Source organism: Anaerococcus kampingae (genome assembly GCF_046365475.1).
In the GTDB taxonomy this organism is placed as follows: Bacteria; Bacillota; Clostridia; order Tissierellales; family Peptoniphilaceae; genus Anaerococcus; species Anaerococcus kampingae.
Genome location: NZ_JBGMEF010000006.1, coordinates 39,189 through 65,590, shown reverse-complemented (window position 1 = coordinate 65,590; position 26,402 = coordinate 39,189). Strand labels below are relative to the sequence as shown.

Annotated in this window: 26 protein-coding genes; 20 read left to right on the top strand and 6 right to left on the bottom strand. The window is 34.2% G+C overall.

Going from position 1 to position 26,402, the window contains the following annotated elements; all coding sequences use genetic code 11:
- Positions 1 to 86: 86 nt before the first annotated feature.
- The 3 genes from ACCQ42_RS01435 to ACCQ42_RS01425 are packed head-to-tail and all read right to left on the bottom strand — an operon-like array spanning position 87 to position 3,520.
- Positions 87 to 1,490, bottom strand: a complete 1,404-nt coding sequence (locus ACCQ42_RS01435) for a peptidase S41 (RefSeq protein ID WP_410035119.1) — start codon at positions 1,488 to 1,490, stop codon at positions 87 to 89.
- Complete coding sequence (locus ACCQ42_RS01430; protein ID WP_106460648.1) at positions 1,462 to 2,826, bottom strand: sensor histidine kinase; 1,365 nt, start codon at positions 2,824 to 2,826, stop codon at positions 1,462 to 1,464. Before ACCQ42_RS01430 ends, ACCQ42_RS01435 begins: the two co-directional genes overlap by 29 nt.
- Positions 2,807 to 3,520: a response regulator transcription factor gene (locus tag ACCQ42_RS01425; protein ID WP_106460647.1), complete on the bottom strand. Its 714-nt coding sequence runs from the start codon at positions 3,518 to 3,520 to the stop codon at positions 2,807 to 2,809. The genes ACCQ42_RS01430 and ACCQ42_RS01425 overlap by 20 nt, the downstream gene beginning before the upstream one ends.
- 154 nt (positions 3,521 to 3,674) lie before the next feature.
- On the opposite strand from ACCQ42_RS01425, the gene ACCQ42_RS01420 reads away from it, so the two are divergent.
- Positions 3,675 to 3,926, top strand: coding sequence for a GlsB/YeaQ/YmgE family stress response membrane protein (locus ACCQ42_RS01420; protein ID WP_106460646.1), 252 nt, complete (start codon positions 3,675 to 3,677; stop codon positions 3,924 to 3,926).
- A gap of 47 nt (positions 3,927 to 3,973) precedes the next feature.
- Here the strand turns inward: ACCQ42_RS01420 and ACCQ42_RS01415 are convergent, their stop codons facing one another.
- A complete protein-coding gene (locus ACCQ42_RS01415; RefSeq protein WP_410035118.1) occupies positions 3,974 to 6,868 on the bottom strand; it encodes a transglycosylase domain-containing protein in 2,895 nt (964 codons plus the stop codon).
- 128 nt (positions 6,869 to 6,996) lie between these two features.
- On the opposite strand from ACCQ42_RS01415, the gene hflX reads away from it, so the two are divergent.
- The 19 genes from hflX (at position 6,997) to ACCQ42_RS01320 (ending at position 24,637) form a co-directional block, all read left to right on the top strand.
- Complete coding sequence (gene hflX, locus ACCQ42_RS01410; protein WP_410035117.1) at positions 6,997 to 8,232, top strand: GTPase HflX; 1,236 nt, start codon at positions 6,997 to 6,999, stop codon at positions 8,230 to 8,232.
- On the top strand, positions 8,201 to 8,857 hold the full coding sequence (locus ACCQ42_RS01405; protein WP_106460643.1) for a YigZ family protein: 657 nt from the start codon (positions 8,201 to 8,203) through the stop codon (positions 8,855 to 8,857). The genes hflX and ACCQ42_RS01405 overlap by 32 nt, the downstream gene beginning before the upstream one ends.
- Positions 8,857 to 9,585, top strand: a complete 729-nt coding sequence (locus tag ACCQ42_RS01400) for a YebC/PmpR family DNA-binding transcriptional regulator (protein WP_106460642.1) — start codon at positions 8,857 to 8,859, stop codon at positions 9,583 to 9,585. Before ACCQ42_RS01405 ends, ACCQ42_RS01400 begins: the two co-directional genes overlap by 1 nt.
- 1 nt (position 9,586) lies before the next feature.
- Positions 9,587 to 10,387, top strand: coding sequence for a prolipoprotein diacylglyceryl transferase (gene lgt, locus ACCQ42_RS01395; protein WP_106460641.1), 801 nt, complete (start codon positions 9,587 to 9,589; stop codon positions 10,385 to 10,387).
- 108 nt (positions 10,388 to 10,495) lie between these two features.
- Positions 10,496 to 10,909, top strand: coding sequence for a division/cell wall cluster transcriptional repressor MraZ (mraZ, locus tag ACCQ42_RS01390; protein ID WP_410035116.1), 414 nt, complete (start codon positions 10,496 to 10,498; stop codon positions 10,907 to 10,909).
- Between the two features lies 1 nt (position 10,910).
- A complete protein-coding gene (rsmH, locus tag ACCQ42_RS01385) occupies positions 10,911 to 11,834 on the top strand; it encodes a 16S rRNA (cytosine(1402)-N(4))-methyltransferase RsmH (RefSeq protein WP_106461131.1) in 924 nt (307 codons plus the stop codon).
- Position 11,835: 1 nt separating this feature from the next.
- Complete coding sequence (locus ACCQ42_RS01380) at positions 11,836 to 12,207, top strand: hypothetical protein (protein ID WP_106460639.1); 372 nt, start codon at positions 11,836 to 11,838, stop codon at positions 12,205 to 12,207.
- Positions 12,208 to 12,225: 18 nt separating this feature from the next.
- Positions 12,226 to 13,173, top strand: a complete 948-nt coding sequence (gene mraY / locus ACCQ42_RS01375; protein WP_106460638.1) for a phospho-N-acetylmuramoyl-pentapeptide-transferase — start codon at positions 12,226 to 12,228, stop codon at positions 13,171 to 13,173.
- Complete coding sequence (gene murD, locus ACCQ42_RS01370; RefSeq protein ID WP_106460637.1) at positions 13,170 to 14,486, top strand: UDP-N-acetylmuramoyl-L-alanine--D-glutamate ligase; 1,317 nt, start codon at positions 13,170 to 13,172, stop codon at positions 14,484 to 14,486. The genes mraY and murD overlap by 4 nt, the downstream gene beginning before the upstream one ends.
- Positions 14,487 to 14,488: 2 nt before the next feature.
- A complete protein-coding gene (gene murG, locus ACCQ42_RS01365) occupies positions 14,489 to 15,574 on the top strand; it encodes an undecaprenyldiphospho-muramoylpentapeptide beta-N-acetylglucosaminyltransferase (protein ID WP_106460636.1) in 1,086 nt (361 codons plus the stop codon).
- Positions 15,574 to 16,365 carry a cell division protein FtsQ/DivIB gene (locus ACCQ42_RS01360; protein ID WP_106460635.1) on the top strand — a complete coding sequence of 264 codons (792 nt, stop codon included), beginning with the start codon at positions 15,574 to 15,576 and terminating at the stop codon, positions 16,363 to 16,365. The genes murG and ACCQ42_RS01360 overlap by 1 nt, the downstream gene beginning before the upstream one ends.
- Positions 16,366 to 16,407: 42 nt before the next feature.
- Positions 16,408 to 17,511 (top strand): cell division protein FtsZ, encoded by a 1,104-nt coding sequence (ftsZ, locus tag ACCQ42_RS01355; RefSeq protein ID WP_106460634.1) that lies wholly within the window; start codon positions 16,408 to 16,410, stop codon positions 17,509 to 17,511.
- Between the two features lies 1 nt (position 17,512).
- Positions 17,513 to 17,980 (top strand): transcriptional regulator NrdR, encoded by a 468-nt coding sequence (gene nrdR, locus ACCQ42_RS01350; protein ID WP_106460633.1) that lies wholly within the window; start codon positions 17,513 to 17,515, stop codon positions 17,978 to 17,980.
- A gap of 27 nt (positions 17,981 to 18,007) precedes the next feature.
- Positions 18,008 to 19,327, top strand: coding sequence for a replication-associated recombination protein A (locus tag ACCQ42_RS01345; protein ID WP_106460632.1), 1,320 nt, complete (start codon positions 18,008 to 18,010; stop codon positions 19,325 to 19,327).
- Positions 19,317 to 20,705: an asparagine--tRNA ligase gene (gene asnS / locus ACCQ42_RS01340; RefSeq protein WP_106460631.1), complete on the top strand. Its 1,389-nt coding sequence runs from the start codon at positions 19,317 to 19,319 to the stop codon at positions 20,703 to 20,705. Before ACCQ42_RS01345 ends, asnS begins: the two co-directional genes overlap by 11 nt.
- A gap of 8 nt (positions 20,706 to 20,713) precedes the next feature.
- On the top strand, positions 20,714 to 23,116 hold the full coding sequence (gene leuS / locus ACCQ42_RS01335; protein WP_410035115.1) for a leucine--tRNA ligase: 2,403 nt from the start codon (positions 20,714 to 20,716) through the stop codon (positions 23,114 to 23,116).
- A gap of 191 nt (positions 23,117 to 23,307) precedes the next feature.
- Entirely contained in the window at positions 23,308 to 23,901 is a 594-nt protein-coding gene (locus tag ACCQ42_RS01330; protein WP_106460629.1) for a TVP38/TMEM64 family protein, read from the top strand.
- A gap of 8 nt (positions 23,902 to 23,909) precedes the next feature.
- Entirely contained in the window at positions 23,910 to 24,248 is a 339-nt protein-coding gene (locus tag ACCQ42_RS01325; protein WP_106460628.1) for an SdpI family protein, read from the top strand.
- Between the two features lie 77 nt (positions 24,249 to 24,325).
- Positions 24,326 to 24,637, top strand: coding sequence for a glutaredoxin family protein (locus tag ACCQ42_RS01320; protein WP_106461130.1), 312 nt, complete (start codon positions 24,326 to 24,328; stop codon positions 24,635 to 24,637).
- 85 nt (positions 24,638 to 24,722) lie between these two features.
- Here ACCQ42_RS01320 and ACCQ42_RS01315 read toward each other — a convergent pair whose 3' ends face one another.
- Entirely contained in the window at positions 24,723 to 25,130 is a 408-nt protein-coding gene (locus tag ACCQ42_RS01315) for a DbpA RNA binding domain-containing protein (protein WP_410035114.1), read from the bottom strand.
- 8 nt (positions 25,131 to 25,138) lie between these two features.
- Positions 25,139 to 26,344, bottom strand: coding sequence for a DEAD/DEAH box helicase (locus tag ACCQ42_RS01310; protein WP_410035113.1), 1,206 nt, complete (start codon positions 26,342 to 26,344; stop codon positions 25,139 to 25,141).
- Positions 26,345 to 26,402 lie beyond the last annotated feature (58 nt).

Here is a 26,402-nt window from a genome sequence, read left to right as displayed (position 1 = left end):
CATACTAAAACCCCTCCATCCGTATTCCGGATTTTGGGGTTCAGGTCAAAAGCCTAGTTTTTTGGTACTTATTTTAAAATTAAAGGTTAGCCCGCGATAGATAGGATGCTTCCTATTGGATTTTTAGAATTGATTCTTTGATTATATTCTATATACTTATTTTCGCCCTTTTCTCTAGCTGTGCTTATGCTCACAATAAGGCCTGAGTGGTCTAGCACTAAGAGGCTTGGCATCATATTGTAAATCCTATCACTCATATTTGGATTTGGATCTAGGGCGTTTTTAACTACATAGGCCCCTGAATCCTTTAGTATTGAAGCAAGTCTAATAGCTTCATTAGCGGTATTTGAGTTTACCAAAATATAGATTCCCCTATTAGCAAAGGTGCTATCCTTTTTTATCTTAAGTGTCACCTTATCATAGTAGGAATAGTCACTAAGATTAAAAGAGCTTGGTTTTTCGTTTGTTTTACTTGCTTGATTTTTAATATAAGGGGTTTGGTAATCAGATTCATTTGAATTTTTGATATCTTCTAGGTTTTTGCCTAAAAGAGACCCTCTATAATAAAAGATATCTTCAAAGTTATAGTCTTGATGAATTAGGTATTTCGCAAATTCATTTACAAAGAGATAATTTATAGATGAGTTTTCCTCTAAATCAAGAATAATTCTAGTGATTGATGGGGTAGAGGTCACAGCCTTGGTCATCTCATCTATTATAGTGTTAAGCTCTGAAAGTTTAAACACTGATAGGCTGATCCTTAGGGTGCTTGCTGATTCAATTGCTATATTTGCCTTGCTTGTGGTCTTATCGTTTATTATTCTCTTATATCTATTTACTACCTGAGGATTTTCAAGGCTAGTTTTTATATGAGATTGACCCTTATTTTTGTAATAATCAAACAAATCGTCGTAAGTATCTTTATCTAGGATTTTGCTTGCTGGGTCATTTAATAGTGATAGGTAATTACCCAAAATTGTGAAAAACTCTTGGTCAGTCTTTGAATTGGCAATTTTTTTCTTATATGTTTCACCTTGCTTGATAAAATCTTCATAAGACTGCCTATTGTTTTTATCTACAGCATAGTTTTTAACCATGTATTTAAGAAGCTTATCGAAGTCGCTGGATTTTTCGGCACTTGTTAGGCTCCTGCCTTCAGTTGAAGTCACGAAAGCTTCTTTTGATATGTCATCTAGAACTTCATCCCTAAAGCTTGGATAATCTAAAAATTTGTAGGAATTAACTTTTTTGTAGATAAGATAGCTTGGAATAAAGATAACAATTAATAGGCAAGCAAGAAGAGCTATTCTCCTTAGCCAATATATTCTTTGCCTTTCTCTTCTCTTTCTTAGGCGGGCTTTGGCGCTCCTATCCATGGACCTTCTATCTTTAACAACTCTGATTTGGTTTTTTGGTGAAGAATTCCTATCTTTGCTATTTTTATTTACTTTTCTAGACCTCCTAGAGGTGTTTGTCTTTCTTCTTGTCATTGTTCATCCTATTATTTTTCTCAAAGACTACATTAAACTCGCTTCCAAAGCCAAGATTAGATTTAACTCTTATTTTTCCTTCTAAGGCTAGGACAAAGTTTTTGGTTATGGCAAGTCCCAGGCCAACTCCGTTATCTTTGGTATTTCTAGAATCTTCTACCCTGTAGAACCTATCAAATATTCTTGGTATATCTTCTTCTTTTATACCTATACCGCTATCTTTAACACTTACTTGTATTTCTTTTTCATCCTCAGTCAGATTTATCTCTATAGTACCATTTTTGCCTATAGCTTTTATGGCATTTGAAACTAGGTTTTGAATGATTTGGCTTAGCTTATCTCTGTCGGTATAGAGCCTTACATCTTCATCGATATAAGTGTTAATTCTGATATTATTAAGCTTTGCCTTTGCGTTAAAACTTTTTGCGATGTATGAGACAAGCTCACTTACATCCACCATGGATTTTGATAAAACAGCGTGTGCAACATTTTCTTCAAAGGTATTTTTAAGTCCAACAATAAGGCCTTCAAGCCTTACTATTTCTGCTGTAAGTGTGTCAAAAGTGGCAGGATCTGCATCTATTATTCCATCTTTCATAGCCTCGATTGTAAGCTTAAGATTGGTTAGGGGAGTCCTAAGCTCATGAGATATATCTTGGGCATATTGTTTCCTAATTGATTCTTGCTTTTTGAGGTTGTTTGAGAGGAAATTTATATTATCTTTAAGATTTTCAATCTCTCTTATATCTGTTTCCTCTTCAATCTGATCATAGACGCCTTCCTTGATAGCGAGGGTAGATTCTCCAATTGAAGTAATTGGATTAGATATATTGGTAGATAAGATTATAGCTATAACTGTTCCGATTGCAAGAGATATTGTAATTGCATAAATTACAGCCTGGGTAAAGTTGTTTTTAACTTCGTTTACACCGGTTAGGTCCCTGTTGTAGCGGATTATAATTTTACCAGCATTTAGGTTTGTTGTATCATCTATGATATTATATTCCTTAGATAGAATCTTAGAATCATCGCTTTTATCACGGCCTTCTAAATGTTTTATAAGCTTGCCAGCTTCATCGTAATATTCAATATCTACTTTTGAATCATGGGCCATGTTATCAAGATATGACCACATGAATTTGCTTGATATATCCTTATCGTTATTTAGTCTTATAAATTGATCTGAGATTTCATTTGGCCTCTTATCATCTAACTGCCTAAATAAGTCGTTATAGTTGATTGTGACCATCAAGGTGATAAGAATTGAAAAAACTAAGATACAAGAGAGGATCCCTGCTATAAAGTTTTTAATTATCTTATTCTTGAGAGTTGTCATCTATGCCACCGGACTTGTAGCCCATCCCATAAATTGTCTTGATATATTGTGGTTTTTTGGGATTATCTTCTATTTTTTGTCTGATATTTTTGATGTGGGTATCTATGGCCCTATCATAGGCATCGTAGTCATAACCAAAAGTTATTTGGATTATCTCATCTCTGGTATAGATTTTGTTAGGGTTTGAAAATAGGGTCTTAAGTATTGAAAATTCATTTTTGGTTAAGTAGATTTCCTCACCATCTTTGAAAAATCTGTTGTACTTAAGGTCCATCTCAAGCCTACCATCTAGGGTTTTTATAATATCAGCTCTTGGTATATTGTATTTTTCAATCCTTCTAAGGATTGCCTTTATTCTTTCTATTAATTCTCTTGCAGAAAAAGGTTTTGTTATATAATCATCTGCTCCAAGTCTTAGGCCCTTGACTTTATCATCTTCTTCGACTTTTGCTGATAGCATGATTACAGGTACTTTTGATCTATTTCTGATTTCTTTTATAACTTCCTCACCAGCAAGTTTTGGCAACATCAAATCTAGGATAACTAGGTCAATATCTTCATTTAAAAATATTTTTAATCCTTCCTCGCCATCATAAGCTTGAAATACTCCATAGCCTTCCTTTGCTAGGTAAGATTTCACTATATTATTTATGCTTTCTTCATCTTCTATAATTAAAATATTAATCTTTTCCATACTTCACCTTCCAGGTTTATTATACCATAAAGATAAGGAAATTTGTTTTTTATCTATAATATAATTGTTTAAAAAGTCTAAAAATGGATATATATAATAATGTAGTAAATATAAAAATAATTTCTTTGAAATTTTAAATATGAAAGGAGTAATTATGGGAAATTACGGATTTATTATGACTCTAATTATAGGAGCCCTAGCAGGATGGATTGCTAGTAGAATTATGAAAAGAGATGCCGAAATGGGAGGTATTGCTAATATATTTGTAGGTATACTTGGTGGTTACTTAGGTAACTTCATCTTTAAAAACTATGCCGCAGGTACTTTTGGTCAAATCATTACAGCCATTGTCGGTGCAGTGATTTTATTATTTGTACTCGGTCTTATCCAAGGACGTAATAAGTAATAAAAAATAAAGCCGCTTGAAATGTTTAAGCATTCAAGCGGCTTTTCCTATGGTTGTGGGTTTTCTGGATTTTCTTCTTTTGGCTCTTGGTCTTTTGGTTTTTCCTTATCCTTGTCAGATTTTTTGTCCTTGTCTTTATCTTTTTTATCATCATCATCTTCTTCATCCTCAGGTTCTGGTTCTCCGAGGTTAGAATAAGCTTTTGGAATTCTTTGCTTCCAATCTTTTGGATAAATGTTATTAAATTTACTTGGATCGTAGTTGCTCTTTGGATTTATAAATGACCTTGAGACTATAAACTCGCTTGGAGTTACATTACTTACTAAGAGATTATTTCTTGAATCTACGTTTACCCACTCGTGTACATCGTCTTCTGCTGTTGGCTGGTTATTTGGTCCGAAGATTTCTGTGATGACAGTTCCTCTTGGGTCTGCATAAGATGCATCGGTTGGAAGCATTCCACTCATAGTATCTACCTTCATTGAAACTATGCCTTTAGGAACTTCAAAGCTAGCAGCTTCATAGCCATCTAGGATTTTGTTATTTATTACATTCCACATGAGGGCTGCTCTTTCTGCAGATGTACCAGTTAGGGAGATGTTTTGATCATCACATCCCATCCAGATTCCTACTGTGTAGTATGGGGTATAGCCTAGGCACCAGAAGTCGTTGTAATCATCTGTTGTACCTGTCTTTGTGGCAAAATCTGTTCCATTTAGGTAGATATTGCCATAGAATTTACCAGCATCTTGTAGGGCTGATGTTATTTGGTAGGCTGTTTCTGAACTTGTTACTTCATGACTAGTTTTTTCTTTTTCTTCAAATAGAACCTTACCTGTAGAGTCCACGATTTTTGAGAAGGTGAGTGGTTCGTTATACTTTCCGTAGTTTGCAAGGGCTGCATAGGCTCCTGTCATATCTAGAGCTGTTAGACCACGAGTCATTGCTCCAAGACCTAGGGCTGCGAGGTTTTCGTCATTTATTTCCTTATCCTCATCAGAGCTTACGAAGTTGTCGGCTCCGCTATCTTTGATTATGCCAAAGTTTTTGAGGTAGGAGATTGATGTATCAATTCCAACCTTATCTAAGGTAGAGACTGCTATTGTATTTATTGACATTTTTATAGCTTCTCTGATTGGCTTTACTCCCATGTAGTACTCATAGACGTTGTTTGGCCAAGGCTTGCCATCTTCATTTAACATTTGAGGTACATCATCTACACCTGTTGCAAGGTTAAAGCCATTGTCTAGCGCTGGAGTATAGGTAGCTATTGGTTTAATTGATGAACCTGGTTGTCTAGGAACAGATGAAGCCCTATCAAGGATTCTCATACCTTTTTGGTCACGTCCACCCATTATAGCCTTGATTTGTCCATTTGCCTGGTCGATTATTACTGTTGATGATTGAGGCTGAATTGTACCTTCTAGGTCTATATCATAATAGTCCTTATTTATTGAAAAACTTCCATCATCGTAGGCTGTAAATAAGTTTTCGTTATCTTTTAGGTAAGATTTTGATATTACGATATTATCTTCATCATCTAGATAGATATTTTTATTTGAACCTAGGTCTATATCTCCTGTTCTGTGGGTTCTTAAGTTTTTGTTTTCATCATCTAGGGAATAATAGTTTCTAAAGACTAGTTTTGCCTGATCTAGATAGGCCTTGTTTGTTGTAAGAACTATATTCCCGTCATCATCCATATGGCAATCATCAGGGGAAAGTCTTATATCATTATTTTCATTTAAGAAGTTGCTTTTTGCATAATATAAGAGCTTGCCATCAGTATTTATAATATTTCCCCAATTATCATATTTCATCTTAAGTAGGGGAGCGACATCCCAACCTGAAGTATCTCCCATGAGGTAGGATGAGAAGTTGCTATAGATATCTTCGAGAGTTTTTTGCATCTCTGTATCTATGGTTGTTGTTATTTTAAGGCCGCCGTAGTAAAGCCTATCCCAAGCTTGGTTTTCACTCATATTTAATTTTTCCATAAGTTTAGCTACAACTTGTTTTTCAAGTAGGGAATTGAAATATGAGGCGATTTCGGTATTAGCTCTTTCGGCAGGTTCTATAGATTTTGATACATCAAATTCTATAGCTTCATCGTAAGCTTTCTTATCGATATAGCCTAATTCTAACATCTTATCTAGTATATATACTTCTCGCTTTATTGGCGCTTCGTTATAAACTGCAGAATATTTTGTCCCGTCTATGGTAAATTCACCGAGGACTTTTTCATTTGTCACTTCGCTTGTCTTTAATGACTTATAGAGGGAATTTTCTGATGGAGATTGGACAATTCCTGCAAGGGCTGCGCATTGGGCTAGGTTTAGCTCTGATACATCCTTATTAAAGTATGTTTTGGCTGCTGCCTGAACTCCATAGGTATTTTGGCCCATGAAGACTCTATTTAAGTAGGTTCCTAGGATTTCTTCCTTGCTTAGGTGTTCTTCTATTTCTAGAGCTAGATAAATTTCTTTTATCTTTCTTTGATAGGTTTGATCGTTGCTAAGATAAGTATTTCTAGCAAGTTGTTGGGTGATGGTAGAACCACCCCTTACAATGCTTCCTGCCCTTAGGTTTTCTACCATAGAACCTAGGATTGATATTGGGTCAATTCCCTTGTGTTCATAAAATCTCTCATCCTCTACTGCTACAAAGGCATTTTTAAGGTCATCAGGGATTTTGTTATAATCAACTATCTCCCTATATTGACTTGTAGCAATAGCATCTACTTCATTGCCATCTTCATCTACAATGACTGAGTTTTGACTCATTTCATTTTTTATAGCGTTAGCATCGATTTCTGGTGCATTTTTCATGACTTCAAGTATTGCACCGCCTGTTATTCCTGCAAATATTACCATAATCGACCCTAAAAATAGTACTACTATTAGTAAGATTTTTATGATAATAGCGGCTGCTTTTTTATGCATATGGCCTCCATTTGTATTTTTTTATATTTCGTAAATTATACCTATATCTATTTTATCATTTTTTGCGGGTAAGTTCCATACTTTATTAAATTTTAGATAAAAGTATAATCTTTAGGGAAAGGAATTTTATGCAAGAAGTAATACAAGTCAATGTCCTTGACAGGGATGATGATGAAGAAATTAAAATATATGAATTAGAATCTTTGATAAATACAGCAGGTGGAAAGCCTGTTGCTTTTGTTAGCCAAGTTGTTAGTAAGGTTAATCCAAGATTTTACATTGGTAAGGGCAAGCTTGAAGAAATAAGGGAGCTTGCGGAGAATTTAGAAGTAAAGACAGTAATTTTTGATGTAGAATTATCTCCAAGCCAATTATATAACCTTGAGGAAGAGTTAAAGCTAAAAGTTGTAGATTGGACAAGCCTTATTCTTGATATCTTTGCCCAAAGAGCCCACACCCGTGAAGCCAGGCTTAAGATAAAGCTTGCCCAGCTTAAGTATCAATTACCAAGGATTAATAAGTGGTTTTCATACCTATCCAGACAGGCCGGAGGAATTGGTACCAGAGGACCGGGTGAAACCATGCTTGAAACCGATAGGAGAGCCATAGTAAGAGATATAAAATCCCTTGAAAAATCCTTAAAAGATATCGAAAAGACAAAAGTCACAAATAGAAAATCTAGGGAGTCTTCATTTAATATTTCTCTAGTAGGCTATACAAATGCTGGTAAATCTACTATATTAAATGGGATGATGAATTTGTTTGGTTCTGAAAAATACGTCTATTCTGACGATTTGTTATTTGCTACCCTTGATACATCTACCAGGAGACTTGATTTTTCAAACACTAAGGTGACTCTAACAGATACAGTTGGTTTTATAGATAACCTATCTAAGGAATTAAATGATTCATTCTTAACAACTCTTGAAGAAATTAAATTTGCTGATATGCTATTAATTGTTATCAATTCATCATCTAATATTGAAGGTCAAATTAAGACCATAGAAAAGTCGCTTGATGAAATAAATCTTGTGGGCAAGGATATTATCTATGTCTTTAATAAGATCGACCTTGTCGATAATCTGACAGCTGTAAGTCTTTATAAACGTGAATATGAGAGAATATTCATATCAGCCCATGAAGATAAAGATTTGATAAGACTAAAGGAAGAGATTGTCAAGGTCATAAAAGAAGATTATACAAGGGTAAAGATGCACATATCTTTTAGTGATGGAGCAGTTCTTGATTATATGATGACAAATTACGATATATTAGAAACTGAATATGACAGCGATGGAACTAATATTACTTTTGAAATAAATAAGGAAGATTATGCCAAATTCAACAAATATATCATCAGGTGATTATAAAACAATAGAAGGAGTCAAGACTTCAGAATTTGAAGTTGAAAAGTCAGTATTTATTACAAGGGCAAAGCATGTGGAAAGTGAAGAAGAAGCCTTAGCCTTTATAGAGGAAGTAAGAGGAGACCATAAGGATGCAACCCACAATTGTACAGCTTATATAATAAATACGACTCCAGAAATTAAAAGATATAACGATGACGGCGAGCCCCAAGGCTCAGCCGGCCTTCCCATGCTATCTGTTCTTGAAAAGGAAGAAGCCACAAATGTTTGCGTAGTTGTAACTAGGTATTTTGGGGGCAAGCTTCTAGGCAAGGGAGGACTTGTAAGAGCTTATACAAAAGGGGTAGCTGATACAATTGGTCCAAATCTTATTTACAAAAGAGATTATTTTGTAGTAGAATTAATTTTGTCATATAATCTATTAGGTCAGATAGAAAATTATATAAACGAAGAAAAATATCAAGTAATTGACAAGTCTTACACAGATATAGTAAAGTTTGAAATCTATGTAAGACATGATAAGTACGAGAAGTTTGAAAAAGATCTAATAAATTTGACAAGCGCCAATATAGAAATTAATAAAATAAAAGAGCTAATGCTCTATGAGAAAGGAAGGATTTAATGTCAGGACATAATAAGTGGAGTAAGATAAAAAATAAAAAAGGTAGTGAAGATGCAAAAAGAGGTAAGATTTTTACCAAACACGCTAGAAATATAACAGTAGCAGCTAGAGAAGGCGGACTAGATCCAGAATATAACGCAAGTCTTAAGACAGCTATCGAAATGGCAAAGGCAGATAACATGCCAAATGATAATATAGACAGGGCCATAAAAAAAGCTAGTGGTGAAGCAGGCGGAGAAAACTATGAAAGATTAGTTTATGAAGGATATGGTCCAGGCGGAGTTGCCTTTATAGTAGATTGCCTAACAGACAATAAAAATAGGACAGCACCAGATGTTCGTCATATCTTTGATAAATTTGGCGGAAATCTTGGAACAGATGGATCTGTAATGTTCTTATTTGAAAGAAAGGGAGAGATAATCGTAGATGGAGAGGGTAAAGACTTTGACCAATTTATGATGGATGCCCTAGAAGTAGGTGCTAGTGATGTTGATGATTTAGATGGTTTTTATGAAGCGCTCACAGAAGTAAGCGACTTCAATGATTCAGTAGAAGGCCTAAAGAAAATGGGCTATGAGATAGAAAGAGCAAATATTTCATATATAGCTAACAATATCGAAGTAGATGCTTCTCATCATGAAAAGCTAAACAAATTAATAGATGCTTTAGAAGATCATGACGACATCCAAGAAGTATATCACAATTGGGATATGCCAAGCGAGGAATAAGATGGAATTTAATATAGATAGGGTAGCCTTTTCTATTTTTGGCCTAGACATATATTGGTATGCCATAATAATAATTGGAGGAATATTAATTTCCTCCCAATTTGCCAAGAAAGAATTTGTAAGAAGAGGTTTTGAAGAAGACTTTATTTACGATATACTTTTTGTAATCCTCCCAATAGGAATTATTGGAGCAAGGCTTTGGTATGTAGCTTTTGAATGGGATTTTTATGGAGCAAACCCAAGCCAGATACTAAACTTCAGGGCAGGAGGCCTTGCCATCCACGGCGGAATATTTGCAGGACTTATAGCCTTATGGATATATGCTAAGCATAAAAATATTCCAATATTAGATCTTACAGATGTTATGGTTCCATCCCTTATTCTTGCCCAAGCTATAGGCAGGTGGGGCAATTTTGCAAATTCTGAAGCTCACGGTGGTCCAACAAACTTGCCTTGGGGAATTATAATAGATGGGGTCAAGGTTCATCCTACCTTCCTCTATGAATCAATTGGAGATTTTCTAATATTTCTATTTTTAATATTTTATAGAAAGAAAAATCCAAGCAAGGGCAAGCAAACAGCCATATATTTTATAGGTTATGGAGTTTTGAGATTTTTTGTAGAAGGTCTTAGAACAGATTCCTTATATGTACTTGGTCTTAGGACTGCTCAGCTAGTCTCAATTGGTTTTGTAATAATAGGAGTTATTTTATTTATATATGCACATAAAAATAATCTCCCACCTTATTTTCAAAAAGCTAAATCTAAAGAAAAAGCTGATAGAATAATCAAATTTAAATAAGTTAGTAAATATTGACCGGTTTTAACACCGGTCTTTTTTCTTGCTTTTTTCCCTGATATAGGATAAAATGATAGTGAAATGGAAGATAGTGGTAAAAGGTGGTAAGAAATGTTCCTAGGTGAATATATCCATAAGATGGATTCAAAAAATAGAATAATGATGCCTAGTGAATTTAGACTTTCTCTCGGGGAAGAATTCTATCTTACCAAGGGACCTGAGAACTCCTTAGTAATTTATACAGAAGAAGAATTTCAAAAAAGGTCTCAAAACCTTGACCAGTTAATCTATGAAAATAAGAAAAATCGTGCAATAAAAAGGCTATTTTTCTCTTCCACTGTCAAGATGAACCTTGATAAACAAGGGAGAATCTTGATAAATAAGAATCTTAAGGACTATGCTAAAATCTCAGATGAGGCCATAATAATTGGCAATAACAATACCATAGAAATATGGGATAGAAAAGTTTGGGATGAATATATAAACGAAGTCGAGGTGAATTTATCCGACATTATGGATGAATGATATGAAATTTGAACATATACCAGTTCTTGCAAAAGAAACTATAGAAAATTTAAATATTAAACCAGACGGAATTTATGCTGACCTAACTCTAGGAAAGGGAGGTCATTCTAAGATGATCCTTGAAAGACTATCTGATAAGGGACTTCTTATAGGCATAGACCAAGATGAAACTGCCATTAAAGCTGCCAAAGAAAATTTAAAAGACTACAAAAATACTGTATTTTTTAATACTAACTTTGAAAATATTAAAGAAGTCTTGACTGAGGCGGGTTTTAATAAAATCGATGGTGCTCTGATGGACATTGGCGTCAGCTCGTATCAAATCGACAATCCAGAGCGTGGTTTTTCTTATATGAAAGATGGACCACTTGATATGAGAATGGATAGACAAAATGAGTTAACAGCAGAAAAGATTGTCAATGAATACTCTCAGGATGAACTTACAAAGATATTTTTTGATTATGGTGAGGAAAGATTCTCTAAATCCATAGCCAGAAATATAGTAAAGTATCGCGCAAATGAAAGAATTAATACCACTTTCAAACTCCGAAATATTGTTATGAAATCTGCGAACTTCAAGAATGAAGTTCATCCTGAAAAGAGGGTATTTCAAGCCTTAAGGATTGCAGTCAATAGAGAGTTAGACGTATTAGAAAATACCATTGATGATATTATAGATTTTATAAATAAAGATGGCAGACTAGCTATAATTACTTTCCATTCTTTAGAAGACAGGATAGTTAAAAATAAATTTAAAGACTTGGCGACAGATTGTATCTGTCCGCCAGAGATTCCAGTTTGCGTATGTGATCATAGGGCTAAGGTAAAATTGATAACCAAAAAGCCAATCACAGCAAGCAAGGAAGAGTTAGAAGCTAATTCTAGGAGTAAACCTGCTAAACTTAGAGTATGTCAAAGGATATGATATGGCTGAGCGTATAGAATATAAGATAATAAAAAATAATAATAAAGGAAGAGTTAGACTGAAGGTAAAAGAAAAACCAAAAAGATCTAAGTCTTACAATATCGATTTGCTAAGAAAGAGAGATAGGATTATGAAATTCTGGATAAGTCTCTTTGTTTTTTCTATGCTAATGGCTATGACTACTTTTTTGATAAATAAAAGAATAAATTTGTCAAATGAGAGATTTGAGTATAATAGACTACAGGCAGATATAGTAAGTTATGAGCTTCAAAGAGATAGGCTTAAGACTAGCCTTGATGAAGCCGTTGACTTAAATAGAATTCAAAGATATGCCATAGAAGATTTAGATATGGTATATCAGGATAATAATTAGCTGCTGATAGGAAGTAATATGAATAAGTATTTATTAATTTTATTGGGAATATTTTTAAGTTTGGGCTTGTCATTTTTTATAATTCCAATTCTTAAAAGCAAAAAAATCGGTCAAAATATTAGGGCAGTTGGTCCAAAAAGTCATCTAGCTAAGGCAGGCACACCAACCATGGGTGGAATAATCTTTATAATTTCTGCCTTCATCTTAAGTCTATTTTTCTTAGATAAAAGCATGGAAACTCTAATACTTTTAGTATCCATGGTGGGTTTTGGAGCAGTAGGCTTTATCGATGATTTCAAAAAACTAGTATTAAAACAATCTGAAGGTCTTAAACCAAAAGAAAAATTAGTCCTCCAATTTGGGCTAGCAATCTTGGTAAGTATTTTAGCCTTCATAAATGACAAGGAATCTATAACAAGATTACTCATACCATTTACTAATTTTTACCTACCAGTATCAATAATAGGAATTCCTATTATGGTATTTATAATAGTAGGTACTACAAATGCTACAAACCTAACAGATGGTCTTGATGGCCTCTTGGTAAGTGTATCAATCCCAGTATTTATTGCTCTAAGCATAATTGGAAAGACAACCAATAATGAAACTTTTGCACTAATTATGCTTGGAAGTCTCCTAGGATTTTTGGTATTCAACTTTAATCCTGCAAGTGTATTTATGGGAGATACTGGATCTATGGCAATAGGCGGTGCAATAGTAGCCCTTGCAATAAATCTTAAAATTCCAATTTATTTAGTAATATTTGGTGGAGTTTATATGATGGAAACCCTATCAGTAATAATTCAGGTTTTATCATATAGACACAGGAATAAAAAAAGAGTCTTTCTTATGACTCCTATTCATCATCATTTTGAATTAAAAGGTTACAAAGAATCAAAGATAGTAGCAGCCTTCGCTGTTGTATCTATCGTATTATCATTAATAAGTTTGGTGGCATTAGTATGAGTAAGGTATTAGTATATGGACTAGGTGTAACAGGAATATCATCTGTAAAATGTTTGGATAAAAAAGGATATGAGGTCTACACCTTCGATAAAAATAAAGAAAAAATAGAAGAACTCAAGGGCTATAACTATAGCCCTATTTCTTGCGCTAATTTAGAAGATCATAAGTTTGACTTTGTACTTAAATCACCTGGAATCAAGCCAAATGATGAATATGTAGAGCTTTTAGAAAAGAGAAACGAAATCATCTCAGATATAGAAGCGTCACAAAGGTTATTTCCTGAAAAAGAAAAGATTGCAATCACTGGTACAAATGGTAAAACTTCCACCACATCGATGGTAAACCATATTTTAAATCAGTCAGGTCATAAGGCCTATGCGGTTGGAAATATAGGCGAGGGAATCTTGTGGCAAATGTATAATAATGAGGGAGTCTTTGTTGAAGAATTATCATCATTTCAACTACATGATAGCAAGTTATATCATCCAAAATTTGCTGCAATCCTAAATATTAACGAAGACCATATAGATTGGCATGGTAGTTTTGATGATTATATAAATTCAAAGCTAAAAATATCATCAAATCAAGATCAGTCAGATTTTTTAGTGATAAACAAAGACGATAAGATTTTGAAAGCACATAAGTTAAGCTTTAAGGCAAAAGTTTATGAATTTTCAAGCAGGCAAAGGGTGGAAAGAGGTCTTTACCTAAAAGAAAATACAATCTACCTCATAGATGAAAATCATGATGATGAAGGCATTTTAGATGTTAGAGGTCTATCTGTAATAGGTAGGCATAACTATGAAAATGCCATGGCAGCTATCCTTTTAACTTATCTATATGGGATAAAACTTGATGATATTATAAAGTCAATTAAGACCTTCAAATCAATTGCTCACAGACTTGAGTTTGTAAAAACAATTGACGGAGTAGATTATTATAATGACTCCAAGGGGACAAATGTCGATAGCTCTGTAAAGGCTATTGAGTCTTTCGATATACCTATTATTATAATTGCAGGCGGCTATGATAAGCACATCGACTACACTGATTATGTCAAAGCTTTCAAGAAAAATGGCAAACTTATGATAATAATGGGCCAGACAAAGCAAAAGTTAGAAAATATCTGCAAGGACCTAGGAGTTTCTTATATAATGGTAGAAAATATGAAAGAAGCCTTAGATGAAGCTTATAAAGAAGCCAAAAGCGGTGATGTAGTTTTACTATCTCCAGCCTCTGCTTCGTGGGATATGTACAAGTCCTATGAACAAAGGGGAGATGACTTTAAAGACCTTGTAAAAAAGTTAGGATAAATATGAAAAGAGCAATAATAACTGGTGGTGGGACAGGTGGTCACATCTATCCTGCCATAGCAATAGGTGATAAGATAAAAGAAGAAAATCCAGGAGTAGAAATACTTTATGTTGGAATAAAAGGCGGCCCAGAAGAAAGGATAGCCAAGAAAAACGGATATAAATTTCATTCTATAGAAGCAATGGGCATACCTAGAAAGATTAATAAAAGATTATTTAAATCACTTTTAGCAAATATTAAAGGATTTGGCCAAGCTAAAAAAATTATAAAGGATTTCAAACCAGAATTAGTTGTAGGAACTGGTGGCTATGTATGTGCACCTATTCTTTACCAGGCTGCAAGAGCTCATATTCCATCAATTGTCCATGAATCAAATTCTTATCCAGGTATGGCAAGTAAATTCCTATCTCAAAGGGTTGATAAGGTATTAATTTCCTACGAGGAAGCAAAAAAGCATTTTAAATATCAAAAAAATATTGTAGTAACAGGCAATCCTGTTAGAAATAATTTCAATCTTACTTATACTGAAGAGGATTTAAAAAGTCTTGGAATAGATGAAGATAAGCCTATTGTATTTTCCTTTGGGGGATCAAATGGATCTTATGCATTAAATCAAGCGGTTTTAGAACTAAGCAAAAAGCTTGATGGAAAATATTACCTCCTCCATCAAACAGGAAATAGGTATTATGATGATTTTGTAAAGAAAGCATCACCAAGCAAATACCTAAAAGTTTTTGAATATATAGATAATATTGATCTTTTTTATGGCCTAGCAGATTTAATAATAGCTTCATCAGGAGCGATGAGTCTTGCAGAAATTTCATCAGTTGGCAAGGCTTCGATATTAATACCTAAGGCATACACTACAGAAAATCATCAAGAGTATAATGCAAGAACTTATATGGACCATGGAGCAAGCCTTATGATTTTAGAAAAAGATTTAAAAGCTGACCTATTAAATGAATCTATATTGAGTATAATAAAAGATAAAGATACTATGCAAAAAATGGGGGAAGAAGCTTATAAACTTGCTGATATGTCCGCAACTGACAAAATTTATAGCGAGATTACTAAGTTAATTGATTAATGACTAATAAAAACGATGATAGAATTATAAAAAAGGGATCAAAAATTTTTAGTAAAAAATATATAGCTAGAAGACCAGGTAAGGAAGAAATTGAAAAGCCTAAAAGTAAGATTTTCTTCTTCCTTATTTTATTGGCATTTTTGCTTGGCATATTTGTAAATCTTTACACGCATCCCTTTATGAAAATACAGGATATATACATAAAAGGTAATGTTATAACTGATGATACAGAGGTAATAAAGAAGCTTAGGTCACCAGTTGGTAAAAATATACTATTATATGATTATAAAAGAAGCGAAAAGGAACTTAAAAAATTAAACTTTGTAAAGACAGCAAGAGTTAGGAAGGTTTTTCCTAAGATTTTATCAGTAGAAATTGGGGAAGACTTCCCACTTTATAAGATAAAAAATAAGGATTTTTATGTATCAAATAATGGACTTATAACAGCTGATGTGGATAAGATAAATACCGAAAGGCTTATCGAAATAGATATAAACTCTTATAATAAAGAATTGGGTGAAAATTTTACCTCTTCTGAAACTACAATGAATTTTATTAAGGCTATAAGCACATCTCCTATTATAGGTAGGGTAAGTAAGTTAAATTTGGAAAATAAGCTTGATATTGGTATAATGGTAGAAGATATTGAAGTTAAGTTTGGTGATTTAAATAATGTTGATTACAAGATTAAATTACTAAATAAAGTTTTAGCCGATATAAAAAACAAGGGCAAAAAAGTAGAAAGTATTAACTTAAACAACGGCGATAAGCCAGAAGTTGTGGTAGATTAATCTTTTAGCTAAATCTAAAAATAGAAAACGACGGGGGAATTTATGGCAAACATTAATTATGATATGGAAAACAATTCTTTAGCTAAGATAAAAGTTATTGGTGTTGGTGGTGGTGGAAATAACGCCATCAGCAGGATGAGAGATAACGGCCTATCTGGTGTAGAGTTTATGGCACTTAATACTGACCTTCAAGCTCTACAAGGTTCAAACGCTGATATTAGACTTCAAATAGGTGAAAAGCTTACAAGAGGTCTTGGAGCAGGAGCTAACCCACAAGTAGGTGAAAAGGCAGCAGAAGAATCTAAAAGTGAAATAGAAGAAGCTATAAAAGGCGCAGATATGGTATTTATCACAGCTGGAATGGGCGGTGGTACAGGTACAGGTGCAGCTCCAGTTGTAGCACAAGTAGCAAAAGAAATGGGAATCCTAACAGTAGGTGTAGTTACAAAACCATTCTCATTTGAAGGTAGAAAAAGAGCTAATCAAGCAGAATCAGGTATTGAAAAATTAAAAGAAAATGTAGATACCCTAATAACAATACCAAACGATAAACTACTCCAAATTGTTGAAAAAAGAACATCAATGGTAGAAGCCTTCCAAATGGCAGACCAAGTACTTATGGACGCTGTAAGTGGTATATCTGAACTGATAGCAGTACCAAACGTAATTAACCTAGATTTTGCTGATGTTAAATCAATCATGGCAGATCAAGGAATGGCACACATGGGTATTGGTAGAGCAAGCGGAGAAAATAGAGCAGTTGATGCTGCGAAAGCTGCTGTTAACTCACCACTTCTTGAAACAAGCATAGAAGGAGCTAATGCAGTACTATTAAACGTTACAGCTGCAGAAGTAGGCTTAATGGAAGCAAATGAAGCAGCTGAGCTAATCAGAGACCACATAGATTCTGATGCAAACATAATATTTGGTGTTGGTTCTGACGAAACAATGGGTGAAGAAATCAAGATTACAGTAATAGCTACAGGATTTGATAATGCGGGCAGACCTAGAAGAGCAGATAGATCAAATTCGTCTGACGAATTAAGAGCTCCTCAAAGAAACAACGCAAACAACGTCAATAAAAATAGCCAAAGGAGATCATCAAACTTATTTGATGATTTAGAGCTTCCTGACTTCTTAAAATAATATGAGATGTCCCTATTGTGATTCTAAAAATACAAGGGTATTAGATTCTAGATCAACTGATGATGACAGGGCTATTAGACGAAGAAGATTGTGCGAAGATTGTGACAAGAGATTTTCGACCTACGAAAGGTATGAAGATTCCACAATCATGATTATCAAAAAAGACAACACAAGAGAGGCTTTTGACCCAAGAAAGCTAATCTCAGGCATTGTCAAGTCTTGCCAAAAAAGACCTGTCAGCATGGATCAAATAGAAGAAGTAGCTAAAAATATTGAAACCAAAGTTAATCATACTGGCAAAAAAGAAGTAACTTCAACATATATTGGACAGCTTGTCATGGATGAATTAAAAGACTTAGATCCAGTAGCATATGTGAGATTTGCATCTGTTTATAGAGAATTTAAGGATGTCGATTCATTTTATGAGGAGATTATAAATTTAAAAGATGATAAAGGTGCTAGTAATTAGCGCCTTTTTTTCTATTAAGGAGGGCAAATGGATTTATTTGAATTAAACAGACAAAGAGAACTTTCAAAAAATGCACCTCTTGCAGATAGGTTAAGGCCAAATTCTCTTGATAAATACATAGGTCAAGAACATTTAGTTGGTCAAGGTAAGATTATTAGAAGAATGATCAAGGCTGATAGGATTTATTCTTGTATATTTTATGGACCACCTGGAGTAGGCAAGACTACTCTTGCAAAAATCATATCATATACAACAAACATGGCCTTTGAGGAAGTATCTGCTGTAGCTAGTGGCATAGGAGATTTAAAGGAAAAGGTTCAAATTGCAAAGGATAATTTGTCTTATGAAAATAAAAGGACCATACTATTTGTAGATGAGATTCATAGATTTAACAAAAGCCAGCAAGATTACCTTTTGCCTTTTGTAGAAGATTCGACTATAACCCTGATTGGGGCAACTACAGAAAATCCATATTTTGAAGTAAATAAGGCTCTTATTTCAAGGATGTATGTATTTGAGCTTAAAGAATTAAGCGATGATGACCTTAAAAAACTTATAGATCTCGCCCTAAAGGAAGATGAGATATTAAAAAATAAGGATATTAGGTTAAGCGATAATGCTATTTCCACCCTTGTAAGATATTCTAATGGCGATAGCAGGGCCCTATTAAATGCTTTAGAAATCGCCATATTTTCAGAAGATGAAAAAGATGGTAGAATAGATATAGACTCTGCTACTATCGAAAATTCCATAAACAAGAAAATTGCCGTCTATGATAAAAATGGCGACAGGCATTATGATACGATTTCTGCCTTTATTAAGTCTATGAGAGGCTCTGATATTGATGCAGCTCTTTACTATCTGGCAAAGATGCTAGAATCTGGCGAAGATATCAAATTCATCGCAAGGAGGATGATAATTTTTGCAGCAGAAGATATTTCAAATGCAAATCCCAATGCCCTAGTCCTAGCTAACGCTTGCTTTGAAGCGATTGATAAGATTGGCATGCCAGAAGCAAGGATTATCCTGGCTCAGACTGTGGTTTATCTAGCAGCAAGCCTAAAGAGTAATTCGACCTATCTTGCTATCGATAAGGCAATAGATTTTGTAAGAAATAATAAAGATAGTACAGTACCAAATAAGTTAAAAGATAGTCACTATGCTGGAAGTAAGAATCTCATAAAGGATGAGTATTTATACCCACATGCTTTTGGTGGCTATGTAAAACAAGATTATCTGCCGGATGATTTTGTTGAAGAAAAATTTTATGAGCCTATTTTAAAAGGCTATGAGAAAGAAATGATCGAAAGATTAAATAAAGTTAAGGAAGGCAATAATGAAGATTAGAGAATTATTAGAGAAAGCGGAAAGTTTAGTTGATAGTGAAGTAGTTATAGAAGGTTGGATTAGAAACTCTAGATTTAGTAAAAACGTGGGTTTTATCGATTTAAATGATGGATCAACCTTTAAAAACCTCCAAGTAGTAGTGGGCAAAGAAATTGAAAATTACGATGAACTTGATAAACAACACCTATCTGCAAGTCTTAAGATAGAAGGTAAGCTTGTTTCAACTGGAAAAGATAACAATCCATATGAAATTCAAGCAGCTAGGGTAACTGTTCTTGGTGAATCTTCAGAGAAATTCCCAATTCAAAAGCAAAGACAAACCTTTGAATTTATGAGAACAATCCCTCACCTAAGACCTAGAACAAATACATATAGAGCTGTATTTAGAACAAGATCGATTTTAGCCTTTGGACTTCATAAATTTTTCCAAGAAAGAAACTTTGTATATGTAAACCCACCAATTATCACATCAAGTGATGCTGAAGGTGCGGGTGAGATGTTTAATGTAACAACAATCGATCCTAATGATCCACCAAGAAGAGAAGATGGAAAAGTCGATTACAACAAAGACTTCTTCAGCAAAAAATCTTACATGACAGTATCAGGCCAGCTTGAGGCTGAAGACTATGCCCTAGCTTTCGGAAATGTTTATACCTTTGGACCTACCTTTAGGGCTGAGGTATCAAATACACCTAGACATGCTGCAGAATTCTGGATGCTTGAGCCTGAAATGGCCTTTGCTGATTATAATGTATGCATGGATACTGCTGAAGATATGATAAAATATGCAATCGACTACTTACTTGAAAATGCCAAGGATGAAATGGAATTTTTCAACAAATGGATTGACAAGGGCCTAATTGAAAGACTAGAAAAGCTTAGAAATTCAGAATTTGCAAGAATTACCTATACAAAAGCTATAGAATTATTAAAAGAATCTGGTGAAAAATTTGAATTCCCAGTTGAATGGGGCATGGATCTTCAAACAGAACACGAAAGATACCTATCAGAAAAAATCGTAAATGGTCCAGTATTTGTAACTGATTATCCAAAAGACATTAAGGCCTTCTATATGAAGAGAAATGATGATGGTAAGACAGTAGCAGCATTTGATATGCTTGTTCCTGGAGTAGGGGAGCTAATCGGTGGTTCTCAAAGAGAAGAAAGATACGATGAGCTTGTAAAATCTATGGAAGATAATGGCCTAAATCCAGAAGAATATCAAAACTACCTAGACCTAAGAAGATTTGGTACAGTAGTTCACTCAGGTTTTGGACTAGGTTTTGAAAGAGCAATGATGTATGTAACAGGCATGAAAAATATCAGAGACGTGATAGCTTATCCAAGATATGTAAACGCGTTTGCTAACAACAACTAGGGGGAACAATGGTAGAATATAATCCAAATGCCATAGAAAAAAAGTGGCAAAAAAAATGGGAAGAAGAAAAAACATTTAAATCAGAAATAGATTCATCAAAGAAGAAATTTTATCCTTTAGTAGAATTTCCATATCCATCTGGCCAAGGCCTACACGTAGGCCATCCACGTCCTTATACTGCCCTTGATGTGGTAGCTCGTAAGAGAAGATTAGATGGAGAAAATGTAATGTATCCAATGGGTTGGGATGCTTTTGGCCTACCAGCTGAAAACTATGCTATAGAAAATAAAATCCATCCAGCAATTATTACAGAAAAGAACATAAACCACTTTAGGGACCAAATGAGATCAATTGGCTTCTCATTTGATTGGGACAGGGAAATAAATACAACAGATCCTGATTATTATAAATGGAGCCAGTGGATTTTTATCCAAATGTTTAAAAAAGGCCTAGCTTACAAGTCAGAAACATCTGTAAACTGGTGCCCATCATGCCTAGTTGGCCTTGCCAATGAAGAGGTAGTAGATGGAAAGTGTGAAAGATGTGGAGCTGAGGTAGAGCATAAGCTAAAAAATCAATGGATGCTAAAGATAACAGCTTACGCAGACAGGCTCATAGATGACCTTGCTGAAGTTGACTATGAATCAAGAATAAAAGCTAGCCAAATAAATTGGATAGGAAGAAGCCACGGGGCAGATGTTAATTTTAGCCTAAAAGATAGGGATGAAAAGCTTACAGTCTATACCACAAGACCAGACACAATCTTTGGTGTAACCTATATGGTAGTTTCACCAGAACATCCAATACTTGAAAAATACAAGGATGACATTAAAAACTATGACCAAATCCTTGATTATAAACACCAGGCAAGCCTAAAATCTGACTTTGAAAGAAGTGAGCTAAATAAGGATAAAACCGGGGTAATGATTGATGGACTATCAGCAATTAATCCACTAAATAACAAGGAAATCCCTATTTGGGTATCAGATTATGTCCTAATGTCTTACGGTACAGGAGCTATAATGGCAGTACCTGCTCACGATGAGCGTGACTTTGAATTTGCAAAGAAATTTGATATGCCAATAATTCCTGTTTATGATTCAAAAGATGAGCTTCCTGTAACAGATATTGAAAAGGGAACAGCTATAAATTCTGATTTCTTAAATGGCCTATCTGCAACAGAAGCCAAGAAAAAAGCCATTGAATATGTAGAAGAAAATAAACTGGGAGAAGCTAAGACAAACTTCAAGCTTCGTGACTGGGTATTTTCTAGACAAAGATATTGGGGTGAACCAATTCCAATGGTATATTGTGATGAGTGCGGTTGGGTGCCAGTAGATGAAAAAGACCTACCAGTAAGACTCCCTGAGATAGAGTCTTATACACCAACAGCCACAGGTGAATCACCACTAGCTAAGATAGATGATTTTGTAAATACAACCTGTCCGCATTGTGGAAAGCCAGCAAGACGTGAAACAGATACTATGCCTCAATGGGCAGGATCAAGCTGGTATTATCTAAGATATGCAGACCCACACAACCACGAAGAAATAGCAAGCAAAGAAGCACTTGATTATTACACACCAGTTGATTGGTACAACGGAGGAATGGAACATACTACCCTTCACCTTCTTTACTCAAGATTCTGGCACAAATTCCTTTATGATATAGGTGTAGTGCCAACAAAAGAACCATACAAAAAGAGAACAAGCCATGGCATGATCTTAGGATATGATGGCCAAAAAATGAGTAAATCAAGAGGAAATGTTGTAAATCCTGATGATATAATAAGAGATTTTGGTGCAGATACCCTAAGAACCTACGAAATGTTCATGGGAGATTTCTCATCAGTAGCCAAGTGGTCAGATGAGGGAGTTAAGGGATGTAGAAAATACTTAGAAAGAGTCTTTAACTTAATCGACCTTGTAGAAGATGGGGATGACTATAGCAAAGAGCTTGAAGTATCAATTAACCAAACTATCAAAAAAGTAAGTGATGATTTTGAAAATCTTAAGTTCAATACAGCCATAGCCGCCCTAATGAGTCTATTAAATGAAATGAGAGCTCTTGGAAAAATCACCAAGGCTGACTTTAAAACCTATATAACCCTACTAAATCCAGTAGCTCCTCACCTTACAGAGGAATTATGGCAAATGGCAGGCTTTGATGGAGAACTTAACCAAACAAGCTGGCCAAAATATGACGAATCTAAGCTAAGCTTTGATACAATCGACCTACCAGTCCAAGTAAATGGCAAGGTAAGAGGAAAGATAACAATAAGTAAAACAGCAAGTAAGGAAGAAGCTCTAGACTTAGCATCTAAAGAAAATAATGTAAATTCTTATATAGAAGGCAAGGAATTTAGAAAAGTAATCTATGTTCCAGGCAAAATTCTAAATCTAGTAGTTTAAAAAATATTTAAAAAGAGAAAATCTTCGGGTTTTCTCTTTTTTGATGATACGCTGAAATTTTATTATTAAGGAATTCTTAAAAATTATAACTTTTTTTAAAGTCATAATTGTGTTATTATATAAAAAGAACTTGACAGTTAAAAAGCATTAATGTATGATATCACTACATACATCATACAGTAGAGGCGAAAATGAAATCTTTTATCAAAAAAAATTTATTCAATATAATATCAATAATCCTATTAATAATAGCCTTAATACTTGCTTTTATAGTTTATAAGAAGGGCTATTTTAACTCTCTAGAAAGCTTCAGAGAACTGATTTTATCTAAGGGAGCCTGGGGTCCAGCTGTATTTATGATTATTCAGATAATACAGATAGTAATCCCGATAATACCAGGAGGCCTTACCTGTGTAGCAGGAGTAGTTATATTTGGGGCCTTTTGGGGCTTTGTTTATAATTATATCTCAATTTGTGCTGGTTCAATACTTGTGTTTTTTATTTCCAGAACCTTTGGTAGATCCATAGTAATAAGGATTTTTGGAGAAGATACATATAATAAACACAAGGATAAGCTAAAAGAGAAGACCTATGACAGATTTTTCGCCCTTGCTATATTTTTACCTGTAGCTCCTGATGATTTTTTGTGTTACCTAACTGGCCTAACTGATATAAGTGTAAAAAAATATATAGCCATAATCTTATTGTGTAAGCCAGCTAGCATCTTGGCCTATTCCATGGGATGGGCTCTTGGTTTAGACTTTGTGATGAAAAGTATAAGATAGGAGATAATATGAATTTTGAATCCTTGCCTATATTTTTAGTACCAGCTTATTTGGTATTTGTAGGTTATATTTCAAATATGATAAAGAACAAAGAAATAGATAAAAAATATGGTTATAGGAGCGATTTATCAATGAAAAATAAGCAGAATTGGTATTTTGCCAATGATTTTATGGCCAAAGGTGCCTTTAGCTTAGCTATAGTTTTTATCATCCTTGGCCTAATCTTAAATAAATTTGTTATAATGTATACCTATAGAAAGATCATCCTAGTAATTATAGAATTTATGGCCTATGTAATTCTTGGAATTATTTTAGAGTCCAGGCTTAAAAGGGTTCACAAGAAGTAGTTTTATTAAGTTTTTTCTTATAAGCTTTGGGTAAATATATATTAAGTAAGACGTTAATGTATATAGAAAGGATTTTTATGAGAAAAGAAATAGTAAGAGAATGGGATTTTGAACTTTATTTTAAACCTGATTGCCCATATTGCTTAAAAGTTTTAAATTATTTTAGAGACAATGATATAATCAAGTTTCCATCATATAATACAGAAGATGTAAACTGCGGTTATGAAAACCAAGATAAGCTAATCGAAGTAGGTGGAAAAGTCCAGGTTCCTTGCATGGTCATAGATGGCAAAGCTATGTATGAATCTGATGATATCATAGCCTATGCCAAGGAAAATTTCCTAGAAAAAGCCAAAGAAAATAAGGCTAAAAGAGAAGAAAATAAATAAGTATTTTAAAAGCCCAAATCTTTTTGACCTGAGCCCACCCATATTATGGATTTTGGACTCAAGGTCAATAAAGATAGGGCTTTTCTTATTTTTTAGCTCCTTCAACTTTTACTTTTTTACCTGATATTTTTTTGTTATTTAATCCTTTAATAGCCTTATCTATGAAGTTTTTATCTATATCTACAAAGCTGTAAGATTTTTGAATTCTAATTTGGCCAATTTGATCATTTGGAATATGTCCAAGTCGGTTTAGGGCTTTAACTATTTTATTTGCATTAAAATTATCAAGTTTTCCCCTATTTATAAATAAGGTTGCCATATTTTCATCATTATATTTTGGATGGGCCTTCTTACTCTTAGCTTGCTTATTAGATTTTTTTGCCTTATCATTGTCAATACCATCAATTTTTTCGTGATGATTTCTGGTTGATTTTCCAAGCTTTTCGCTTAGAAGGACCTGGGCAATGATGAAGGGATCGTAACCTTTTTCCATAAGAGCTATTAAGATAGCTTGTTCCTTGTCTGATTAGAATAATTTTCTAGCTTAGAGCTAATTTCCTCAATAATATTTTCTTCTTGACTTTTACCCATCTCAGCTAGGCTTGGGATTTCCATTTCCTCTATATGGGCCTTGGTATATTTTTCTATAGCCTTTAGTCTTTGCCTGTCCTTACCTGCTATAAAGGAGTAGCTAACACCACTTTTACCAGCCCTGGCAGTCCTTCCTATCCTGTGAACGTAGTATTCATCTAGTTGGGGTAGGTCATAGTTAAATACTATATCTACATTATCTACATCTAGGCCACGGGCAGCTACATCAGTTGCAACCAGGATATGGATAGTATTGTTCCTAAACTTTTTCATCACCTGGTCTCTTTGGCCTTGTTTTAGATCCCCATGGAGGCCATCTACAAGATAAGATTTTTTGCTTAGATTTTCTACAAGTCTATCGACTTTTCTTTTTGTATTACAAAATACTATGGCAAGTTGGGGCTTATTTATCTCAAGTAGCCTGGTTAGGGTCTCTTCCTTATCAGCTTCCTTCATAGGGATATAAAATTGGTCAATTCTATCAACAGTTAGTTCTTCAGCTTTTATCTTGATAGAAACAGGATTATTTTGATAGATTTTAGAAAATTCTGTTATTTCCTTACCCATGGTGGCAGAAAAAAAGCAAGTTTGTCTTTCTTCACTTGTCGCATCAAGTATAAATTTCATATCATCCCTAAAGCCCATATCAAACATCTCATCTGCTTCATCTAGGACTACTATATCTAGCTTATCTAGTTTAAGAACCTTTCTTTTCATCAGGTCTATTAGCCTACCAGGTGTACCGACCACGATTTCTACACCCTTCTTAAGAGCTTTTATTTGTCTTACGATTTGGGTGCCGCCATAGACAGATAAGATTTTGATATCCTTCTTATATTTAGCTAATTTTTCAATTTCTTTTGTTACTTGCATACATAATTCCCTAGTTGGGCATAGGATAAGGGCTTGTGTTATTCCGTTTGTCTCTACTTTTTCAACAATAGGGATAGCAAATGCTGCAGTTTTGCCTGTACCTGTTTGAGCTTGGCCAATCAAATCTCTACCTTCAAGGAGGACAGGGATGGTTTGTTCTTGTATTGGTGATGGACTTTCAAATCCCGTGTCTGCTAATGCTTTTAGTGTTTCTTCTGATATTTTTAATTCTTTAAATTCCATTAATTGTGTTTTATTCCTTTTCTCTTTGCTAATTAAAAAAGGCAGCCGCCATAAGACA

Bases quoted from the DNA above. Each gene is read 5' to 3' on its own strand.
- ACCQ42_RS01435 (WP_410035119.1), bottom strand. From the start codon at position 1,490: ATGACAAGAAGAAAGACAAACACCTCTAGGAGGTCTAGAAAAGTAAAT.
- ACCQ42_RS01430 (WP_106460648.1), bottom strand. From the start codon at position 2,826: ATGACAACTCTCAAGAATAAGATAATTAAAAACTTTATAGCAGGGATC.
- ACCQ42_RS01425 (WP_106460647.1), bottom strand. From the start codon at position 3,520: ATGGAAAAGATTAATATTTTAATTATAGAAGATGAAGAAAGCATAAAT.
- ACCQ42_RS01420 (WP_106460646.1), top strand. From the start codon at position 3,675: ATGGGAAATTACGGATTTATTATGACTCTAATTATAGGAGCCCTAGCA.
- ACCQ42_RS01415 (WP_410035118.1), bottom strand. From the start codon at position 6,868: ATGCATAAAAAAGCAGCCGCTATTATCATAAAAATCTTACTAATAGTA.
- hflX (WP_410035117.1), top strand. From the start codon at position 6,997: ATGCAAGAAGTAATACAAGTCAATGTCCTTGACAGGGATGATGATGAA.
- ACCQ42_RS01405 (WP_106460643.1), top strand. From the start codon at position 8,201: ATGCCAAATTCAACAAATATATCATCAGGTGATTATAAAACAATAGAA.
- ACCQ42_RS01400 (WP_106460642.1), top strand. From the start codon at position 8,857: ATGTCAGGACATAATAAGTGGAGTAAGATAAAAAATAAAAAAGGTAGT.
- lgt (WP_106460641.1), top strand. From the start codon at position 9,587: ATGGAATTTAATATAGATAGGGTAGCCTTTTCTATTTTTGGCCTAGAC.
- mraZ (WP_410035116.1), top strand. From the start codon at position 10,496: ATGTTCCTAGGTGAATATATCCATAAGATGGATTCAAAAAATAGAATA.
- rsmH (WP_106461131.1), top strand. From the start codon at position 10,911: ATGAAATTTGAACATATACCAGTTCTTGCAAAAGAAACTATAGAAAAT.
- ACCQ42_RS01380 (WP_106460639.1), top strand. From the start codon at position 11,836: ATGGCTGAGCGTATAGAATATAAGATAATAAAAAATAATAATAAAGGA.
- mraY (WP_106460638.1), top strand. From the start codon at position 12,226: ATGAATAAGTATTTATTAATTTTATTGGGAATATTTTTAAGTTTGGGC.
- murD (WP_106460637.1), top strand. From the start codon at position 13,170: ATGAGTAAGGTATTAGTATATGGACTAGGTGTAACAGGAATATCATCT.
- murG (WP_106460636.1), top strand. From the start codon at position 14,489: ATGAAAAGAGCAATAATAACTGGTGGTGGGACAGGTGGTCACATCTAT.
- ACCQ42_RS01360 (WP_106460635.1), top strand. From the start codon at position 15,574: ATGACTAATAAAAACGATGATAGAATTATAAAAAAGGGATCAAAAATT.
- ftsZ (WP_106460634.1), top strand. From the start codon at position 16,408: ATGGCAAACATTAATTATGATATGGAAAACAATTCTTTAGCTAAGATA.
- nrdR (WP_106460633.1), top strand. From the start codon at position 17,513: ATGAGATGTCCCTATTGTGATTCTAAAAATACAAGGGTATTAGATTCT.
- ACCQ42_RS01345 (WP_106460632.1), top strand. From the start codon at position 18,008: ATGGATTTATTTGAATTAAACAGACAAAGAGAACTTTCAAAAAATGCA.
- asnS (WP_106460631.1), top strand. From the start codon at position 19,317: ATGAAGATTAGAGAATTATTAGAGAAAGCGGAAAGTTTAGTTGATAGT.
- leuS (WP_410035115.1), top strand. From the start codon at position 20,714: ATGGTAGAATATAATCCAAATGCCATAGAAAAAAAGTGGCAAAAAAAA.
- ACCQ42_RS01330 (WP_106460629.1), top strand. From the start codon at position 23,308: ATGAAATCTTTTATCAAAAAAAATTTATTCAATATAATATCAATAATC.
- ACCQ42_RS01325 (WP_106460628.1), top strand. From the start codon at position 23,910: ATGAATTTTGAATCCTTGCCTATATTTTTAGTACCAGCTTATTTGGTA.
- ACCQ42_RS01320 (WP_106461130.1), top strand. From the start codon at position 24,326: ATGAGAAAAGAAATAGTAAGAGAATGGGATTTTGAACTTTATTTTAAA.
- ACCQ42_RS01315 (WP_410035114.1), bottom strand. From the start codon at position 25,130: ATGGAAAAAGGTTACGATCCCTTCATCATTGCCCAGGTCCTTCTAAGC.
- ACCQ42_RS01310 (WP_410035113.1), bottom strand. From the start codon at position 26,344: ATGGAATTTAAAGAATTAAAAATATCAGAAGAAACACTAAAAGCATTA.